An 18,413-nucleotide genomic window follows, 5' to 3' on the forward strand; every position below is an offset into this window, starting at 1 on the left:
CGCGTACGCTGGAGCCTATGACTCTCGCGGTTTCTGTGTACGGCGCCACCGGTCGCCTCGGCTCACACATTTGTGAGCTCGTGAACGATGCCGAAGATCTCACACTACACTCGGCGCTGTCGAGCCGGTCCTCACTCGAGGAGATTGCCGGTGCCGATGTCGTCATTGATGTAACGCACATCGATGCTTCCGAGCCTCTCGTGAAGTACGCACTGCAGGCGGGTGTGCCGGTCGTCGTCGGTACGAGCGGCTGGAACGCTGAGCGCCTCGTGCAGCTGGCACCGCGCATTCCCGACAATCTCGGTGTGCTTGTGGTCCCGAACTTCTCAATCGGCTCCGTGCTCGGCACCCACCTCTCGACGATCGCGGCGCGCTTCTTCGACGACGTGGAAATTCTCGAGGCCCACCATGCGAGCAAGGTCGATGCACCTTCGGGAACCGCCGTCCGCACGGCAGAACGCATCAACGAGGTGCTCGTGGCACGGGATGCGTCGCCGCAGGCCAACGCAGATGCAACCTCGCGCGGTGAAACGATCGGCCGCGTACCCGTGCACGCCATGCGTCTGCCGGGCGTGGTCGCCGAACAGCGTGTCATCTTCGGCGGCACGGGGGAGACCCTCGACATCCGCCACCTCACCACCTCATCCACGGCCTACGACCGCGGCATCCTGCTCGCCCTTCGAAGTGCGCCCGAAGCCCGCGGCCTCATCACGGGCCTTGACGAACTGCTGGAGCTGTCATGACCGCACGCACCCGCGCCAAGATCTTCGCCCTCGTCATCGCGACGGTCCTCGTGCTCTACTTCGTCATGAGTATCCGCATCGCCTGGACGCTCCTTGGCTCCGGCGACGCCGTGAACATTGCGCTCGGCGTCGGCATGATCATCTTGCCGGTGCTCGGCGCGTGGCTCATCGGACGCGAAGTGATGTTCGGATTCCAGGCTGAGCACCTGCTCAAGCGCATGGAAGCCGAAGGGTCACTGCCGGAGGATTCGCTCCCGAAGCTCCCGAGTGGACGCCCTGACCGTGCCGCCGCCGACGCCGAGTTCCCGAAGTGGAAGGCTCAGGTCGAGGCAGAGCCGGAGAGCTGGCGCGCCTGGTATCGCCTCGGGCTCGCGTACCGTGCGAGCGGAGACAATGGCCGGGCCCGAGCGAGCGTGCGTCGCGCGATCGAACTCGAGCGTGCCGAGTCGCGCGCGGGGGATGCCGCCACGGCTTGAGGCTCTCCTCAACGCGCCTGTCGGATCCGGACAGCGCTTCGCCTGAGGCGGCCGGAGGAACGACGCGTCCGGTAGGCTCTCGTGGCGTGAGCCAGAACGCTGAACACCTCGAACCACAGTTCCGTAGCGATGTCACCGTTGAGCTTGTCCGCGCCGCCGCGAGCGACCGCGATGTGCTCTACGCAGCACGCGTGTCCACGCAGGGTGAGCAGACGCTCGAATCGGCCCAGTCGGACGCCGAGGCAAGCGCCCGCGACCGCGGCCTCATCAACTACCTCATGCGCGACCGTCACGGTTCGCCGTTCGAGCACAACTCGATGACGTTCTACGTGCAGGCACCGATCTTCGTGTTCCGCGAGTTTCAGCGTCACCGCATCGCGTCCTACAACGAGGAGTCGGGCCGCTACCGCGAACTTCGCCCCGTGTTCTACACGCCCGCTCCCGAGCGCAACCTCGTCCAGGAAGGCAAGCCCGGCAAGTACGTCTTCGTCCCGGGCAGCGCCGAGCAGCACGAACTCGTCGACCGTGAGATTCGCGAGAGCTCGATCCGCGCCTATGAGTCGTACCAGCGAATGCTGGCGGCCGGCATCGCTCGCGAGGTGTCGCGCGCCGTCCTCCCGCTCAACATCTACTCGTCGATGTACGTCACGATGAACGCTCGCGCGCTCATGAACTTCCTCTCGTTGCGCACGAAGCGTGAAGACTCGCGCTTCCCGTCGTTCCCGCAGCGTGAGATCGAAATGTGCGCCGAGAAGATGGAAGCGTTCTGGCGCGAGCTCATGCCGCTCACCGCCGAAACCTTCGACGAGAACGGTCGCGTTGCCCCCTAGCGCTCTTCCGCTCGGCGAGCCGGTTCCGGACGACGGTGCCCTTCCCGCCAGCTGCCGCGATGGCGTCGATTCGCGCGAGTTCGGTATCTACTTGCACGTGCCGTTTTGCCGCGTCCGCTGCGGCTATTGCGACTTCAACACGTACACCGCGACGGAACTGCGCGGCGTCTCACAGGCGTCCTACCCGGATGAGGTCGCGAAAGAAGTTTCGCTCGCACATCGCGTGATGGACGATGCGGGCGTCCTTCGTGAGGCCGCGACCGTCTTCGTCGGTGGCGGAACGCCCACGCTCTTGCCACCCGGAGAGCTTGCTCGCATGCTCGGCACGCTCCGCGAGACCTTCGGATGGAAGCCGGACGCGGAAGTCACGGTCGAAGCAAACCCTGACACCGTCGGGCCGCGAGAGCTCGAGGAGCTTGCCGCCGCTGGCGTCACGCGCCTGAGCATCGGCATGCAGTCGGCGGTTCCTCACGTCCTCCGTGTGCTTGATCGCACCCATAATCCGGAGCGAATCGGCCCCGTCGTCGCGGCAGCCAAGGCGGTCGGCCTCGAGACGAGCGTTGACCTCATCTACGGTGCGCCGGGGGAACGGCTCGAGGACTGGCGAGCCTCAATCGATGCTGTGCTCGAGCATGAGCCACACCACATCTCCGCCTACGCGCTCATCGTCGAAGAGGGCACCAAGCTTGCCCGTCAGATCGCGCGCGGCGAGGTGCCAGCGCCGGACGACGACCTCCAGGCGACCATGTACGAGCTTGCCGATGAACGCTTCGCAGCGGCAGGCTACGAGTGGTACGAGATCTCGAACTGGTCGCGCGGGGGAGCGCATCCTTCGCGTCACAACCTCAATTACTGGCGCGGCGCGGACTGGTGGGGCTTCGGGCCCGGTGCACACAGCCACATCGGTGGCGTGCGCTTCTGGAACGCGAAGCATCCCGCCGCCTACGCAGAACGTTTGAGTCGCGGCGTCACCCCGGCTGTTGGCCGCGAGGTGCTGGATGAGGAAACGCGACGAACCGAACGGATCCTCCTCGAAACCCGCATCCGTGAAGGGCTGCCGGTCGCGGTATTGCGGGATCGGACACCCCTTGCGGGCCTCATCGCGGATGGCCTCGTGGACGGGCGCGCGGCGCTTGCAGGACGCGTCATCCCGACGCTCAAGGGGCGCCTCCTCGCCGACCGCATCGTGCATGGCCTCGACGTGGCATAGCGCTTCACCTGCACGAGAACGGGGCCAGACAGCACTGCTGCCTGGCCCCGTTCCGTGATGCCGCTACTTGATGAGGCGGAAGTTGATCGGGTAACGGTACGAGCCCGTGTCCTTCGCCTTCATGCCACCAATGATCGCGAAGACAATGTTGCCGATCGTGACGACCGGATAGAGCAGACCGACGAGCGCCGAGGTGAGGCCAAAGTCGAAAAGACCGATCGTGAAGGCCAGGATCGTCTGGAGCACGAAGAGGCCAGCAATAATGATCGCCATCGTGAGGCCGAAGTTGAAGGCCTCCTTGCCCTCACGGTTCGAGGCGGGGCCGCGGTCCTTCATGAGCGCCCAGCCAATGCCCGAACCCACCGGGCCAAGCGCTTCAAGGAAGTGGCAGATGTAGGCGCCCGAGTGGTCCTCAGCGCTGACCGCACCGCCCGGGAACATGCCAGGCTGCGTGTACGCAAACTGCTGCTGCCCGTAACCGGGCTGCTGCCCGTAACCGGGCTGCTGCCCGTAACCGGGCTGCTGACCGTAATCGGGCTGCTGACCGTACTGCGGAGCCTGCTGACCATAGTCCGCTGCCTGCTGACCGTAGCTCGGCTGCTGATCGGGCTGCCCCGAGGGTGCATCAGCCTGGCCGCCCCAACCCTGCTGGCCGTCTGCTGACTGGCCGTACGGGTTCGGCTGGTTCTGACCGGTGTTCTCTGGATAGCTCATGGTGGACAGTGCCCTTCAGTTCAAAGTCTTGTCGGGGTACGTTCGCTCATGGCGCGAGCGCGCACGAAAGAACAGGGTACTCGCCTCGCTAAACTCGGAGATTGCCAAGGCGAACACAAGGTGGCACGGAGGTGACTGTAGTGAGCGAACACGATGTTTCTGAGCGTGGACTCGAAGTGCTCCGAGTCATCGTGAGTGACTACGTCGAGAACCGGGAGCCGGTCGGTTCGAAGTCGATCGTCGAACGCCACCGCTTCAATGTCTCCGCCGCGACCATTCGAAACGACATGGCGCAGCTCGAAGAAGCAGAGCTCATCGCCGCGCCGCACACCTCCTCTGGTCGCATCCCCACCGACAAGGGCTACCGCTTCTTCGTCGACCGCTTGGCCGATTTCAAGCCGCTCACCCTCGCGCAGCGGCGAGCCATCGAGGCGTTTCTCGAGCCGGGCCGGGGCGACTACGATCAGACGCTCGCGACGGCCGTGCGCACACTGGCGCACCTCACGCAGTCGGTCGCCGTGCTCCAGGTCCCGTCGCTCGCGCAGGCACGCATCCGCCACGTCGAGATCGTGAAGCTCAGCGAACGCCGCCTCATGACGGTCGTCATCACGGATGCTGGCCGCGTCGAGCAGCGCATCGGGGAGCTCGACGCGATCATCGACGACGAGCTCGTTGAGCGCCTTCGCCACCGATTCGGCGAGCGACTCGTGGGGAGCACGGTGTCGGAGGCAGCCGCCCAGCTGCGCGATGTGTCCGAGCTCATCGAAGCTGAGCACGCGGACCTCATCGCGCCCGTGGTGGCGAACCTCCTCGACCAGGTGCTCTCGAACACACAAGATCGGCTCATCATGGCCGGTACGGCAAACCTTGCCCGCACCGAGCGTGACTTCCCGTCGAGCATCACGCCCGTGCTCGAAGCGATTGAAGAACAGGTCGCCCTGCTTCGCCTCATCAGCGAATTGAGCCTTGATGATCGCGATCTCGGCGTGTGCATCGGTGGCGAACACGAGGATGCATCCCTCACTGAGACGGCCATCGTGACCACCGGCTACGCGAGCGAATCGGGTGAGGCGCGCCTTGGCGTGTTGGGTCCGACGCGGATGGACTACCAGCGCAACATTGTCGCCGTCCGGGCCGTCGCCAGATACTTGAGCAAGATCTTTGAAGACGAACAGCGCTAGTCGCTCCATCCATTTCCACAGCTAAGGAGTCCACACACGTGGCAGAGCACGACCATTACGAGACGCTTGGCGTCGCACGCGACGCATCCCAAGAGGAGATCAAGAAGGCGTATCGCAAGCTCGCACGCAAACTTCACCCGGACATCAACCCGAGTGAAGAAGCCGCTGAGCAGTTCAAGCTCGTCACGCACGCCTACGACACCCTGAGCGACCCCGAGCGTCGTCGCCAGTATGACATGGGCGGCGATAGCGCCCAGAGCTTTGGCTTCTCGGATCTCTTCGACACCTTCTTTGGGGGTGCCGCGGGCGGACGTCGCAGCGGCCCACGTTCCCGACAGGCTCGCGGCCAGGACGCCCTCGTCCACGTCGAACTCGACCTCGACGAGGTCATGTTTGGCACCCACCGCGAGGTGCCGGTGCGCACGGCGACGCGATGCCCGCGCTGTGAGGGCAGCTGCTGTGAGCCGGGTACGAGCCCGGTGACTTGCGCCGCCTGCCAGGGCCAGGGCTCCGTGCAGCGACAGGTGCGCTCGATCCTCGGCATCGTCGTCACGAACGAGGCCTGCCACCAGTGTCAGGGCTACGGCACGATCATCGAATCCCCGTGCGTGGAATGCCACGGACAGGGCCGCGTGCGGGATGACGTGACGATCCCCGTCGACATCCCCGCCGGTGTCGACACCGGCATGCGCATCCACCTCGCCGGCCACGGCGAGACCGGCCCCGGCGGTGGCCCAAACGGCGACCTTTACCTCGAACTGCGCGTTCGCCACCACAATGCCTTCACCCGTGATGGCGACGATCTGCACTGCCAGCTTGATGTGTCACTGCCGGATGCCATGCTCGGCACAACCACGAGTATCAAGGCTCTCGACGGTGACGTCGAAGTCGAGATTCCCGCGGGTATCCAGTCGGGTGAGGTGCTCACGATTCGCCAGCGCGGCGTGACCCGTCTCCACAGCACTGAGCGCGGCAACCTCGAGATTCACGTCCAGCTCGTGACCCCCAAGAAGCTCGACGCCACCTCGCGTGAGCTCGTCGAGCAGCTCGCGGCGCGCATCAAGGCTCCGGAACCGAGCCTCTCGGAGGAGCGACAGGGCCTCTTCTCGAAGTTCCGTAGCCGCTTCGGAGGCCGCTAGGTGGCCTGGCTGTACTACGTTGACGAGCTTCCCGGCACGCTCTGTGTCGGAGATCTCGTCGCGGTAACCGGAGACGAGGCGAAGCACGCTGCCGTGGTCTCCCGGATTGGCGTCGGCGAACACATCAGCGTTGGGGACGGCCGCGGCACGCTCGTCGACGGTGAGGTCACCTCGGCAAGCCGTGACCGTGTCGAGGTGCGTGCCGAGCGCATCACCCGCCATAAGGAACAGAGCCCCCGATTCCACCTCGTGCAAGCGCTCGCCAAGGGCGACCGCGACGAGCTCGCTGTCCAAGCCGTCACCGAACTTGGCGTGGCAGAGGTGACGCCCTGGCAGGCCGCGCGCAGCATCAGCCGGTGGGATGCCAAGAAGCAGGTGAAGGGTCAGCAGCGCTGGCAGACGATCGTCCGCGAAGCCGCGAAGCAGAGCATCCGGGCCCAGGTGCCGCACGTCAATGAGCTCGCAACGACCGCGCAGCTTGTCGCACGGTTCCAAGAGCGGGATGTGCTCGTCGTCGTCCTTGATCCGGCAGCCGACACGTGGCTTGACGAACACGTGGAGGAATACCGCGCGGCGAGCGACATTGCACTCGTCATCGGCCCCGAGGGCGGGATTTCGCCGGAGGAGATCGAACACTTCCGTGAAGTCGGCGCGCTCACGGTACAGCTCGGCTCACCCGTGCTGCGCACCTCGACGGCAGGGCCTGCCGCGATCTCGGCGCTTTCGGTTCTTACCGGCCACTGGCAGCGACCAGCGAACGCCCCGACGGAAACGCCTAGGCTTGAAGCATGAGTGACGCCGCAGAGAAGTCCGTGTTCAGCCGCATCGTCGACCGCGAAATCCCGGCCGACATCGTCGCCGAGACCGAAACGCTCATCGCCTTCCGCGACATCCAGCCCCAGGCGCCGGTGCACGTGCTCGTCGTGCCGAAGACCGCCGAGCACCGCAACGTTTCGGAGCTTGCCAAGGGAGACCCGGCGCTCCTCGCCGAACTCATCGGCCTCGCACAAGATATTGCTGACCGCGAGTGCGGCGGCGAGTTCCGCCTCGTGTTCAACACGGGTGAGCGTGGCGGTCAGACGATTTTCCACGTGCACGCGCACGTGCTGGGTGGCGACCTCTCGGAAGCATCCCTTGGCCAGTAGTGCTCAGTCCTTCGTCGAGCGCACGATTGCGGTCGACGGGGTGGCAATGGTGCGGCTGCTCGGTCCAGGAGACCGCCTCTTGAAGATGGTCGAGCGCGAGCATCCGCGGGTGCGTGTGCTCGTGCGCAGCAACGAGATTCACCTGAGTGGTGAAGAGCACGACGTCGCCCGAGCCGAGCGGCTCATCACCGAACTTGTCGACATGACGTGCAAGGGCATCGACCTCGATCCCTCCGCCGTCGGCTTCTCGCAAGAGCTCCTCGACAGCGATGGCTCGCGCCCGAGCGAGGTGCTCGGCGAAGCGATCGTCGCGAGCCGCGGCAAGGTCGTGCGCCCCAAGACGCAGGGTCAGAAGGCGTACGTCGAAGCGATCGACGAACACACGATCGTGTTCGGCATCGGGCCCGCAGGTACCGGCAAGACCTACCTCGCCATGGCGAAGGCCGTCCAAGCACTCCAGCGCAAGGAAGTTTCGCGCCTCATCCTCACCCGGCCCGCGGTGGAAGCGGGGGAGCGGCTTGGATTCTTGCCCGGTTCCCTCACCGACAAGATCGACCCGTACCTGCGTCCCCTCTACGACGCGCTCAACGAGATGATGGACCCGGAGCTCGTCGTGAAGCTCATGGCGACTGGCGCCATCGAAGTCGCGCCCCTCGCCTACATGCGCGGCCGTACGCTCAACGACTCCTTCGTCATCCTCGACGAGGCGCAGAACACGACACCGGAACAGATGAAGATGTTCCTCACGCGACTCGGCTTCGGCTCGCGCATGGTCGTCACCGGCGACATCACGCAGGTGGACCTGCCGACAGGTGCGTCGGGGCTCAAACTCGCGAGCAAGATTCTTGACCGCGTGGACGACATTGCCTTCGCCAATCTGACGAGCGATGACGTCGTCCGTCACACGCTCGTCGGCAAGATCGTCGACGCCTACACCGCCTATGACGCCCGTCAGCAGGTGGCACGACACCGGCAGCAGAAGCGGTCGACCGCATCCACCGCGAAGCAGGAAACGAGTTCCTCGTGAGCATTGAAATCACCAACGAAACCAGCGCCGAGGTCGACGAAGCGCGCATTCTGAAGCTCGCGAGCTACGTGCTCGACCAGCTCCACATCCATCAGGACGCCGAACTCGCGATCATGTTCGTCGAGACGGGTCCCATGGAAGAACTCCACATTCAGTGGATGGATGAGCCGGGCCCGACCGACGTCATGAGCTTCCCCATGGACGAGCTTCGCCCTGGCGCCGTCGACCGACCGACCGACCCGGGCCTGCTCGGCGACATTGTTGTGTGCCCGGAGGTCGCCGAACAGCAGGCGCGCACGGCAGGACACTCGATGATGGAGGAGATTCTGCTCCTCGTCACGCACGGCATGCTGCACCTCGTGGGCTTTGACCACGCCGAGCCCGAAGAGCACCGCGTCATGTTTGGTCTGCAGCGTGATCTGCTCGTGGGTTTTGCTCTGCGCGAGCGCGAGGAGAAGCAGCGCGCGTGATCATCGTCCTGCTTGCGATCGTCACGATCCTGCTCATCGGGATCAGCGGCCTCATGGCGGCCGCTGAAACGGCGATCGGATCAGCTTCCCGACACGAAATCGAACAGCTCGCTGAACGCTCGCCCCGCATTGCGACCGCGCTTCGTGCCATCGCGGACGACCCGAGCGCGCACCTCAACGCGCTCACCTTCGCGCGGGTCCTCCTCGAGACCGTGACCGTCGTCCTCACGACGCTCATCCTCGGCCGCCTCTTCACCGAAGAGTGGCAGGTCTTCCTCGTCGCGGTTGGCGTCATGATCCTCGTCTCGTTCATCATCACGAGCGCGAGTCCTCGCTCGGTCGCGCGCGCGAACGCATTGCGCGTGCTGAAGACAGCCGCGAAGCCGATCCGCGTGTGCCGCATGCTCGTTGGTCCGCTCGCAGATCTCCTCGTCGCGATCGGCAACCGGGTCACCCCGGGACGGCCCGGACGCGCGGGCGCACTTACGAGCGAGCGCCAGCTACTGTCGATGGTGGACGAAGCAGCAGAAGACGACGTCCTCGAAGACGAAGACCGTCAGCTCATTCACGCCGTCATCGACTTCTCCGGCACGCTCGTGCGCGAGGTCATGGTCGCCCGCACCGACATGGTCACGATCGACCACGATGTGACGGCGCGCGAAGCGCTCGAAGAACTCTTGAAGCACGGCTTCTCGCGCGCTCCCGTCACCGGTAAGGACAGCGACGACGTCCTCGGCATCGTCTATACGAAGGACCTCGCGCGGAGCCTCCTCACCGACGAGCAGAGCACAGCGACCGCGGTCTCGATTGCTCGTGACGCGCGCTTTGTTCCGGAGTCGCTCGGCGCCGAGCCGCTCCTTCGTGACATGCAGCGCGAGGCAACTCACGTCGCGATCGTCATCGACGAGTACGGCGGTGTGGCTGGCCTGGTCACGCTGGAAGACCTCATTGAAGAACTCGTCGGCGATATTGCCGATGAGTATGATCGCGGTCACCGTGAATACGAGCTTCTCGACGACGGCACGCTCCGCGTCTGGTCGCGTATGAGCATCGCGGACCTTGCCGAGCTCCTTGGCCGCGAACTCGACGATGGCGATGTCGACTCGGTAGGTGGTCTTCTGCAGAAGGCGCTCGGCACGATCCCCGATCCGGGCGAGCGTGCCACTGCCCTCGGGCTCGAGCTCACGGCAGAGCGGGTCGGCCGACGTGGCAGGATCGAAACGATCATTGTTCGTGAACTCACGGATGACGAACTCGACAATGAAGCGCTCCACGAGGACGACGTCGTTGAACAGGCGCTGCACGCGCGTGCAACCCAATCGATGCGCGAACGAACGCACGACACCAACCCAGCAGAACGGGCATGACCATGACGGACACGAACCAAGAGCACATGAGCGAGCCATTCCGCGCAGGCTTTGCGACCTTCGTCGGTCGCCCGAACGTTGGCAAGTCGACCCTCATGAACGCCCTCGTCGGGGAGAAGATCGCCATCACCTCGCCGAAGCCTCAGACCACGCGTCGTGCCGTGCGCGGCATCGTGCACCGGGATGCCGGCCAGCTCATCATCGTGGACACGCCCGGTGTCCACCGTCCGCGCACGCTCCTCGGTGAGCGCCTCAATGACCTCGTTGCCTCGACGCTGTCGGATGTCGACGTAATCGGCTTCTGTGTGCCTGCCGGTGAACCGATCGGCCCGGGCGACCGCTTCATCGCAGAGCAGCTCAACGAAGCGCCGCGCGCGAAGAAAATCGCGCTCGTCACGAAGGCAGAAACCGTGACGAAGGCCGAGCTTGGTGACCAGCTCCTCGCCGTTTCGATGATTCGTGACGACTGGGAGGCGATCATTCCGGTGTCCGCGGTTGACGGCATCCACTTGGAAACGCTCGTCACCGAAATGCTCGCGCTCATGCCCGAATCAGAACCGCTCTACCCGGCCGACATGATCACCGAAGAGAGCTTCGACCAGCGCGCGGCAGAGCTCGTTCGTGAAGCCGCGCTCGACGGTGTCCGAGACGAACTGCCGCATTCGATCGCCGTCACGATCGAAGACATCGTCGAACGCGAAGACGATGACGACACACGTGAGGTGTACGCGAACCTCATCGTGGAACGCGAAAGCCAGAAGGGCATCGTCATCGGGCACGGCGGTTCACGACTCAAGTCGGTTCGTGAGCGTGCACAGCGCGAAATTCAAGAGATTTCTGAGGGACGCATCATCCTCTCGCTCCGCGTCAAGGTGGCGAAGGAATGGCAGCGCGACCCGAAGCAGCTGGGTCGTCTCGGGTTCTAGGACGGGCTGTGCCGACGACGACACACGACGACAAGCACGCGGGGGAAACGAAATCGCAGCTTCGCGGTGACGATCACGACCGCCTGCCGGACCCGGAGCACGGGGCGTTCACCATTCACCCCCGGCACATGAGCTGGGTGAACTGGGTGGTCGACATCGCCCTTGCGGTCGCCTTTGAAACGATCATCGGCTGGCCGTTCGTCATTTCGACCGACTTGAGTCTTCGGCTCGGTTTTGAACTTATCCCGACCGTCATCCTGCTCACTGTCGCGATCGCGTGTCGCCGCTGGATGCCGGGGCCGGCGCTCGTGCTCGGCATGTTCGCGATTTCGCTGCAGCCGCTCCTGCACGCGCCGCCGCACGGTTGTGACCTCGGCCTCTGCATCCTCATTTATTCGGCGGCAGCCTTCGGCTCGCGGACGAGTCAGATTGCGGCGGGCATTATGTCGCTGGTTGCACCGGCGCTCCTCGCGCTCTACGTCTTCCTCGTGCCGCTGAATGTTGCTGGGTGGAGCATCCTCGCCGAGACCGTCGCCTATGGCGCCGTGATCGTCGTTATGGTCGGTGGATTCCTCTGGCTCGCGATCGCGACCGTCAACGTGCTCTTCTGGTCGGCCGGAATTCTGCGACGTACGCAGATGCGTTCGCGCCGCGTGCAGCACCAGCGCGAGCTTGCTGAACTCGAGTCGCTGCGCGCGCAAGAGCAGCTCATCGTCGAGCAGGAACGTAACCGCATCGCACGCGACATGCACGACGTCATCGCGCACTCACTTGCCGTGGTTGTCGCGCAGGCCGACGGTGGACGCTACGCCGTGCGAGCCAATCCGGCGGCGGCCGAGCCGACCCTTCAGACCATTAGCGAGATCGCCCGTGAAGCACTCACGGATGTGCGCAGCCTTCTCGCGCAGCTGCGTCACTCACAGGGGGAGGGGCCGCAGGCTGGCCTCGACGATGTCGCAACGCTCCTCGTTCGCATGGAAGGCGCAGGGCTGCGCGTTGAGCATCGTCTCCGCGGCACCCGTCGACCGATTGGCCAGGCAGCAGAAGTTGCCGTGTACCGTCTCGTGCAGGAAGCGCTCACGAATGCGCTTCGTCACGGGGCCCCCGAGCGTGGCGCGCGATTGACGGTCTTGTGGACTGAGACGCACCTCGAACTCACGATCGAGAACTACTTGAACCCGACACCGCAGCCACCCCGCGAGGGTTCGGGCCATGGCCTCATCGGCATGCGAGAGCGCATAGGCATGATCGGCGGCACCGTCGAGACGGGCGTTGTTGGTGATCAGTTTGTTGTGGCCGCCCGTGTGCCGGTCTCAGCGGGCAGCTCGCGCCCCGCGCCCGTGTCTGAGACGCCCGCAACGGCACCGAGCGATATTCTTGCCAGTACTCGCGACCACGCCCGAGAACGGAGCTTCGAGCAATGAGCCAAGGTGCAGACAAGATTCGTGTCGCGCTCGTTGATGACCAGCCGCTGTTCCGCGGCGGCATCCGAATGCTGATCGAAAGCCAGCCCGACATGACCTTCGTCGGCGAGGCGAGCGATGGTCGCCAGGCGGTTGCCCTCGCCGCGACGATCCAGCCGGATGTCATCCTCATGGACGTGCGCATGCCGGGCGTGGATGGCCTTGAGGCAACGCGCGAGATCGTGGCGCGCGGTATTCAGTCCCGCATCCTGGTGCTCACGACCTTCGACCTTGACGAGGCCGTCGCGAAGGCCGTTGCCGCTGGCGCCTCGGGCTTCGTCCTCAAGGACGCCGACCCCGAGTTCCTCCTTGCCGCGGTCCGCACCGTGTACTCGGGCGCGGGCGTGTTCGCCGCTCAGGCAACGGCTGAGCTCATCCGTAAGTTTTCGGAGTCGCCGGGACGTCTCGGTGGTGAGCCTGAAGCCTTCCAGCAGCTCACCGAGCGGGAGCGCGAAATGTTCTTCCTCGCCGCGAAGGGTCTTTCGAACGGTGAGATTGCGAAACAGGAGTTCCTCTCCGAGGCGACCGTGAAGACCCACATCTCGCGTGTGCTCGCAAAGCTTGAGCTTCGCGACCGCGTGCAGCTCGTCGTCTACGCCTACGAGCACGGCCTCATCTAGTCACGCATTGCCGCAGCACCGTTCGTGGGGTTGTGCTGTTGCGTGTGCGCGTGTCATTCGAATGGATGACGGCGATTCAGAACCCCTTCCGATGCCCTTTTCGCTGCGGATTTCTACTGTGGAGGCATGACCGTGAACTCATCCCAAACGATCCCGACGTTGTTCGGGCATCGCCGTGGGAGCCTCGGCGGGTTCGTCTTTACTGACGCTGATCTTGTTGTCGGCGGCCGCACGCTCGTCCACGGTCTCACCGCCACCATTTCGCCGGGCAAACTCACTGCTTTGTACTCGCCTGAGCGAGACGCCGTCGATGGAGCATTCGAAGCCCTGACGCGCGGCATCCATCCTGCCCGGGGCACCGTGCTGGTGGGCGGCGTCGACATCGCGCAGCTCACGCGTGCCGAAGTGCTACGCCTGCGCCGCGAGCGGGTCGGCATCGTTGGGCCCGGGTACCGCCTCGCCTCCTCGCGTACGCTCGCCGAAAACCTGAAGCTTCCCTTCCAGATCGCTGAGATGCCACTGCGCGACACCGACCGTGCCTGGCTCGATCGCCTCGTCGAAACCTTTGGTCTCGGCGATGACCTCCACCGGTACCCCTTCGAGCTCTGCAGCGCCCGGCACGACCGTGCCGCCATCGCTCGCGCCCTGGCGCTTCGGCCGGGGCTCTTGCTGCTTCGTGAAGCCTTCACCGGGGACGATGCGCACGGTGGCGCTGTGCTCATGGCGCTCGTGCGCGCGCTCGTGCAGGAGCACGCCGTGACCACCGTGCTGTGTACGACGAATACGAAGGCTGTCGAGTCGTGTGATGTTGTCGTCGAGCTCAACACGGGTGCAGCAGAACAGCCAGCGCGCAGGGTGTCCTCGTCCTCGCGATAGAGCGTTGTTGCCGCTCGGCAGAAACGCTCACACTCAGGGGAAACATCCGACGCGAAGGGGGTAGTTTCTCCCTCCGGAACCCCGGAACGAGGAGGACGAGATGCGCGTGGATTCCCCGTTTCTGGCAGCGGCAGTGGTTGCTGTTGCCATCGCGATGCTTGCGATCGTGACCGCGCGCCTTGGGCGGCGCCTCCGCCTTCGCGGTGCTGGCGTCTCGGCTGTCTGCGGCCTTGCCGTCGCAGCTCTGGCGACGTGGCTGGTGTGCGATGTGTTCGCCCTCATCCCGGTGGATGTCCCGTTCGCTGCACGCGCCTGGTGTGTCGTCGGCGTTGCGGTCATGTGCGGTGGATTCGGGATTGCCTGTGCACGCGCAGCGGAGTCACCAGCGCACGCCGAACGGCGTCATTTCCCCGTGAGTCGTACGCTCGCGGTCCTTGCAAGCTTGGCCCTGATCGTTGGCGCGACCCTCGGTGTGAACTCCGTCTTCGGCGTGGTGCGCACTACCGAGCAGTTCGCCTCGACGCTCGCGGGCTCACCGGCTGAAACGATCGCACCGCTCGCGCAGCCAGCAGCATCCCACGCCATCACGGAATCCGAGTGGACGCCGCCGAGCGACATGCCATCGTCCGGCACCCTCATGCACGTGAGCATTCCCGGCACCACCTCTGGTTTTGCCGCACGCAACGCATCCGTGTGGCTACCTCCTGCCGCGCAAGTTGCGAACCCGCCCTCCCTTCCGGTCGTGCTCATGCTCTCGGGCCAGCCCGGGAGCCCGGATGACGTGGTGGCAGGCGGTGGCGACGCCGTCTCGGTGCTCGAACAGATCCAGTCGGAGCACCACGGCCTCGCCCCGATCGTGGTGAGCCCCGACCAGCTCGGGGCACCCGAACAGAACCCCAAGTGCGTGGATGGGGCGCTCGGCAACTCGCGCAGCTACCTCGAACACGACGTCATCCCGTGGATCCAATCGCATCTTCCCGTGGCCAGTGACCGCACGGCCTGGACCTTTGCGGGGTTCTCGCAGGGTGCGACGTGCACGATGCAGATCGGCCTCGACCTGCCGGATCGCTTCGCGAGCAACATTGCGATCTCGCCAGAACTCGCGCCAAGCCTCGCGGGTGACCCCGTGGCAACGGTGAGCCAAGGATTCGCCGGGAACGCCGAAGCTTGGGAATCCGCGAAACCCGCTGCGGTGATCGGCAAGCACACGCCCTACAACGACACGACGCTCGTCATCGGCACCGGTGAACTCGACAAAGTCTTCAGCGGCTACGCGGACGAGCTCTCGGGCGTCGCCACGAAGGCGGGGATTGAGACCACGCGGCTCACCTCGCCCGGAACCTCACACGACTTCAACACCGTCCACTACATCTGGCAACAGACGCTGCCCACGACCCTGACCCGAGCTGGAGTGACCGCATGAGTGCCGTGCGCCGGATTGGAACCTGGATCACGCGTCACTGGGTGACGACCGTCTGCATCGTGCTGCTGTGCGCCGCGACCGCAGCCGGACTTGTGACCGCCGCTGGCGGGTATAGCGTAGACGACAACCCGGCCAATGCGGTGTTCGCAACCGGCCAACACCAGGTCATCGAGCTAGGACGCTGGTGGACGATCAGCACCTGGACGCTGATGGGCTCATCGATTGAAGAGCTGCTGTTTGCCGTCGCCCTCGTGCTCCTCGCCGGGTGGCTCGTCGAACACCGCGTCCGACGTGCACCATGGGTGCTCGGCTCGCTCGCCGCGCTCGTGATCGGTGCGCTCCTCGCGATTCTGCTCGAAAGCGCTGGCATCGACGCGGACTTCCCGGGTGCCTATGAGGCCGCCCAGAAGCTCGTCTCCGACCCGAGCGCACTCGGCGCAACGCTTGCTGCGGTCGGCAGCGCATGGTGCCCGCGCGTCATGCGACGGCGCATCCGAAGCTCGCTCGCCATGCTCACGACCATGCTTGTCGTCTATGTCGGGCACCCGAGCGACTTGCAGCGGTTGCTCGCCGTGCTTGTGGGCATCCTCATCGGTAGTGCGCTCGTGCGCGAGCCGCTTGTGCACGATCTGTGGCGTCCATCTCGCTCGCACGAGCTTCGTGCCTGGCTTGCGAGCATGCTCGCCGTGCTCGGTGTCGGGCCCATCATCGCGAGCGTTGCGATGCGTGCGAATGCGGTCGCCGTGCCGCTCGTGAGCCTGTTCATGAGCGATGCACAGTTCGACGCGGATGCGTGCAATGTGTGGCACGTGAGTGAAGCATGCGCGTCCCTCTCTGCCCACTCCGGCTTCACGATGTTCCTCGACAACGTGATTACGGGGCTCCCGTGGCTCGTGCTGGTGCTGGCCGCCTGGGGCGTTTGGCGCGGTCAGCGCATCCCGCTGTGGATTGGGGCGACGATTGTCGGCGCGCTTGGTCTTACCGTCTGGTACTTCTGGCTCATTGAGCCGCTCGTTCTCGGTGACCTCGACCTCACGACCGCACCGCTGTGGGGGCAGCAGGGTCAGTGGTTCTGGCAGGTCCTCATCATCGGCCTCGTGCATCTCGTCGTCGCTGGCGTCCTCATCGCGAATCAGCGCCTGTGCCAGAACCAGCCAGATGTGCGCCTCGTGCGCAAGTCCCTTCGCGGTGTCGGGCTCGGGCTGCTGGTGCTCGCCGCGCTCTATCTCGGTGTTGCGTGGTCGTTCCCCGTTACCTTCACGCCGACACCGGATCCGTGGCAGGCCGTGCTGCACCTCCCGGAGCGATTCCTGCCGCAGAACCTCGTCGCACTCTCGCCGAGCTCACTGCAGCCGGTGGATGAGCTCAGCAGCCTCCTGTGCGTCGCGATCCCCATCCTCACGACCCTCATCATGCTCGTCGCCCTCTGGCGAATCATGACGGCACCCGAACACCACCGCGAGGAACCGAGCCTCGAGGACCGTGCGAACGCACTGAAACAGGGCAGTGTGTCGACGTTGAGCGCCATGACGCAGTGGCCCGGGATGCACTCCTGGCTCGACCGCGACACCGGCACGCTCGTTCCGTTCCGTCTTGAGCGAGGCGTTGCGATCATCCTGGCTGCGCCGCTTGGCACGAGCGACGCTGACATTTCGGCCCGTGCCGTGCTGGCTTTCGCGGACTACGCCGATGCCCGTGGCTGGATTCCCGCACTGTACTCTGCTCCCGAATCGCTCACGAAGGCGCTCCGCGAGCACGGCTGGGCGAGCGTCGAAGTCGGCGAAGAAGCGGTCATCCTGCTTGCTGAATGGTCGACGAAGGGCAAGCCCCGTCAGGACATCCGCACCTCAATGAACCGTGCCGCCCGCGAAGGTCTCGAAGTGAAGTGGTGCACCTTCGACGAGCTCACGGTCGCTGAGGCGAAGCACATTCGTGCGCTGAGCGAAGCGTGGGTTGGTGAGAAGCCGCTCCCGGAAATGGGCTTCACCCTCGGTGGCTTCCGTGAACTCGACGACCCCGACACGGTCATCGGCATGGCCGTGTCGAAGGACGGTGACATCCTCGCGGTCACGAGTTGGATGCCCGTGTGGCGCGATGGCGTGGTCGTCGGGCGCATCCTCGACTTCATGCGCCGAACCCCCAACAGCATGAACGGCGTCATGGAAATGCTCATCGGCAGCGCCGCAAACCGGTTCCAGGAGGATGGACTCGAAGAGATCTCGCTCTCGGCGGCGCCGCTTGCGACCTCCGCCAGCACGGGTGCGCAGTCCACGGCTGAAGCGGGGGAGCATGCCCTACTCGACCGTCTCCTTGAGGAGCTCAGCAAACGCATGGAGCCGCTCTACGGATTCCGTTCGCTGCTCTCGTTCAAGCGCAAGTTCAAGCCGCAATATCGGCCGCTTTACCTCGCCTACCCGGATGCCGTGGAACTGCCCGCGATCGGCTTCGGTCTCACGAACGCGTACCTGCCGGAGCTCACGCTCAGCCAGTCGTGGCAGGCCGTGCGCATGATCCGAAGCTCCGAACGTGAGCGAGCGCGCCGCGAGGCGGAGCGTCGTCGAGAACAGCACGCAGCCGCGAAGAGGGAGCGGGCTGCCGCGGCTGCCGCTGAGCAGTCTGCTGTGGCGGAAACCGCACCAGCGGAGGCACGGAACGCTGCTGCTGACCAGGGTGAGAGTGCACAAGCTGCACACCCTGAACGCAAGTCTCAGGGTTCGTAGCGAACAATTTGCTATGGTCGTGGCATGCGCCGTCAGGTTCTTCTTCTTCCTCGCCGCGACGAGGCTTAGTTCCTAAGCCACCT

18 protein-coding genes are annotated in these 18,413 nt (G+C 65.0%); 17 read left to right on the plus strand and 1 reads right to left on the minus strand.

Features of this window, described 5'->3' with window-relative positions:
• Positions 1-17 precede the first annotated feature (17 nt).
• The 4 genes from dapB to hemW all read left to right on the plus strand — a co-directional run bounded on the left by dapB (position 18) and on the right by hemW (position 3,259).
• Positions 18-743, plus strand: coding sequence for a 4-hydroxy-tetrahydrodipicolinate reductase (gene dapB / locus ZAL01S_RS01540; protein ID WP_066078678.1), 726 nt, complete (start codon positions 18-20; stop codon positions 741-743).
• Complete coding sequence (locus ZAL01S_RS01545) at positions 740-1,219, plus strand: tetratricopeptide repeat protein (RefSeq protein ID WP_174519447.1); 480 nt, start codon at positions 740-742, stop codon at positions 1,217-1,219. Before dapB ends, ZAL01S_RS01545 begins: the two co-directional genes overlap by 4 nt.
• Positions 1,220-1,305: 86 nt before the next feature.
• A complete protein-coding gene (gene thyX, locus ZAL01S_RS01550; RefSeq protein ID WP_066078681.1) occupies positions 1,306-2,049 on the plus strand; it encodes an FAD-dependent thymidylate synthase in 744 nt (247 codons plus the stop codon).
• On the plus strand, positions 2,039-3,259 hold the full coding sequence (hemW, locus tag ZAL01S_RS01555; protein ID WP_066078684.1) for a radical SAM family heme chaperone HemW: 1,221 nt from the start codon (positions 2,039-2,041) through the stop codon (positions 3,257-3,259). The genes thyX and hemW overlap by 11 nt, the downstream gene beginning before the upstream one ends.
• Positions 3,260-3,322: 63 nt before the next feature.
• Here the strand turns inward: hemW and ZAL01S_RS01560 are convergent, their stop codons facing one another.
• The gene (locus tag ZAL01S_RS01560; RefSeq protein ID WP_066078686.1) at positions 3,323-3,973 is read right to left on the minus strand and encodes a DUF4870 domain-containing protein; all 651 of its coding nucleotides are present in this window, start codon (positions 3,971-3,973) and stop codon (positions 3,323-3,325) included.
• 140 nt (positions 3,974-4,113) lie between these two features.
• On the opposite strand from ZAL01S_RS01560, the gene hrcA reads away from it, so the two are divergent.
• From hrcA to ZAL01S_RS01625, 13 genes are all read left to right on the plus strand, one after another.
• A complete protein-coding gene (hrcA, locus tag ZAL01S_RS01565) occupies positions 4,114-5,154 on the plus strand; it encodes a heat-inducible transcriptional repressor HrcA (RefSeq protein WP_066078688.1) in 1,041 nt (346 codons plus the stop codon).
• Positions 5,155-5,192: 38 nt separating this feature from the next.
• Positions 5,193-6,293 carry a molecular chaperone DnaJ gene (dnaJ, locus tag ZAL01S_RS01570; RefSeq protein ID WP_066078693.1) on the plus strand — a complete coding sequence of 367 codons (1,101 nt, stop codon included), beginning with the start codon at positions 5,193-5,195 and terminating at the stop codon, positions 6,291-6,293.
• Positions 6,294-7,085: a 16S rRNA (uracil(1498)-N(3))-methyltransferase gene (locus ZAL01S_RS01575; protein WP_066078695.1), complete on the plus strand. Its 792-nt coding sequence runs from the start codon at positions 6,294-6,296 to the stop codon at positions 7,083-7,085.
• Positions 7,082-7,438: an HIT domain-containing protein gene (locus ZAL01S_RS01580; RefSeq protein ID WP_066078696.1), complete on the plus strand. Its 357-nt coding sequence runs from the start codon at positions 7,082-7,084 to the stop codon at positions 7,436-7,438. The genes ZAL01S_RS01575 and ZAL01S_RS01580 overlap by 4 nt, the downstream gene beginning before the upstream one ends.
• A 46-nt stretch (positions 7,439-7,484) precedes the next feature.
• Complete coding sequence (locus ZAL01S_RS01585; RefSeq protein WP_083522959.1) at positions 7,485-8,465, plus strand: PhoH family protein; 981 nt, start codon at positions 7,485-7,487, stop codon at positions 8,463-8,465.
• Positions 8,462-8,935, plus strand: coding sequence for an rRNA maturation RNase YbeY (gene ybeY, locus ZAL01S_RS01590; protein WP_066078702.1), 474 nt, complete (start codon positions 8,462-8,464; stop codon positions 8,933-8,935). Before ZAL01S_RS01585 ends, ybeY begins: the two co-directional genes overlap by 4 nt.
• On the plus strand, positions 8,932-10,302 hold the full coding sequence (locus tag ZAL01S_RS01595; protein ID WP_244875296.1) for a hemolysin family protein: 1,371 nt from the start codon (positions 8,932-8,934) through the stop codon (positions 10,300-10,302). Before ybeY ends, ZAL01S_RS01595 begins: the two co-directional genes overlap by 4 nt.
• 2 nt (positions 10,303-10,304) lie before the next feature.
• The gene (gene era, locus ZAL01S_RS01600) at positions 10,305-11,228 is read left to right on the plus strand and encodes a GTPase Era (RefSeq protein WP_066079347.1); all 924 of its coding nucleotides are present in this window, start codon (positions 10,305-10,307) and stop codon (positions 11,226-11,228) included.
• Positions 11,229-11,236: 8 nt separating this feature from the next.
• Positions 11,237-12,652, plus strand: a complete 1,416-nt coding sequence (locus tag ZAL01S_RS01605; protein WP_066078705.1) for a sensor histidine kinase — start codon at positions 11,237-11,239, stop codon at positions 12,650-12,652.
• Positions 12,649-13,311 carry a response regulator gene (locus ZAL01S_RS01610; protein WP_066078706.1) on the plus strand — a complete coding sequence of 221 codons (663 nt, stop codon included), beginning with the start codon at positions 12,649-12,651 and terminating at the stop codon, positions 13,309-13,311. The genes ZAL01S_RS01605 and ZAL01S_RS01610 overlap by 4 nt, the downstream gene beginning before the upstream one ends.
• 126 nt (positions 13,312-13,437) lie before the next feature.
• Positions 13,438-14,187, plus strand: a complete 750-nt coding sequence (locus ZAL01S_RS01615) for an ATP-binding cassette domain-containing protein (protein WP_066078708.1) — start codon at positions 13,438-13,440, stop codon at positions 14,185-14,187.
• Between the two features lie 100 nt (positions 14,188-14,287).
• Positions 14,288-15,610: an alpha/beta hydrolase gene (locus ZAL01S_RS01620; protein ID WP_066078710.1), complete on the plus strand. Its 1,323-nt coding sequence runs from the start codon at positions 14,288-14,290 to the stop codon at positions 15,608-15,610.
• Entirely contained in the window at positions 15,607-18,330 is a 2,724-nt protein-coding gene (locus ZAL01S_RS01625; RefSeq protein WP_066078712.1) for a bifunctional lysylphosphatidylglycerol flippase/synthetase MprF, read from the plus strand. The genes ZAL01S_RS01620 and ZAL01S_RS01625 overlap by 4 nt, the downstream gene beginning before the upstream one ends.
• The last annotated feature ends 83 nt before the right edge of the window (positions 18,331-18,413 follow it).

This window comes from [Zimmermannella] alba NBRC 15616 (genome assembly GCF_001570905.1).
GTDB classification, from domain to species: Bacteria; Actinomycetota; Actinomycetes; order Actinomycetales; family Microbacteriaceae; genus Pseudoclavibacter; species Pseudoclavibacter albus.

What these genes read in the sequence shown, in the direction of transcription:
- ZAL01S_RS01615 (WP_066078708.1), top strand. Translation starts at nt 13,438, where the DNA reads ATGACCGTGAACTCATCCCAAACGATCCCGACGTTGTTCGGGCATCGC.
- era (WP_066079347.1), top strand. Translation starts at nt 10,305, where the DNA reads ATGACGGACACGAACCAAGAGCACATGAGCGAGCCATTCCGCGCAGGC.
- ZAL01S_RS01545 (WP_174519447.1), top strand. Translation starts at nt 740, where the DNA reads ATGACCGCACGCACCCGCGCCAAGATCTTCGCCCTCGTCATCGCGACG.
- ZAL01S_RS01560 (WP_066078686.1), bottom strand. Translation starts at nt 3,973, where the DNA reads ATGAGCTATCCAGAGAACACCGGTCAGAACCAGCCGAACCCGTACGGC.
- ZAL01S_RS01585 (WP_083522959.1), top strand. Translation starts at nt 7,485, where the DNA reads ATGGTGCGGCTGCTCGGTCCAGGAGACCGCCTCTTGAAGATGGTCGAG.
- ZAL01S_RS01625 (WP_066078712.1), top strand. Translation starts at nt 15,607, where the DNA reads ATGAGTGCCGTGCGCCGGATTGGAACCTGGATCACGCGTCACTGGGTG.
- ZAL01S_RS01610 (WP_066078706.1), top strand. Translation starts at nt 12,649, where the DNA reads ATGAGCCAAGGTGCAGACAAGATTCGTGTCGCGCTCGTTGATGACCAG.
- ZAL01S_RS01620 (WP_066078710.1), top strand. Translation starts at nt 14,288, where the DNA reads ATGCGCGTGGATTCCCCGTTTCTGGCAGCGGCAGTGGTTGCTGTTGCC.
- ZAL01S_RS01580 (WP_066078696.1), top strand. Translation starts at nt 7,082, where the DNA reads ATGAGTGACGCCGCAGAGAAGTCCGTGTTCAGCCGCATCGTCGACCGC.
- dapB (WP_066078678.1), top strand. Translation starts at nt 18, where the DNA reads ATGACTCTCGCGGTTTCTGTGTACGGCGCCACCGGTCGCCTCGGCTCA.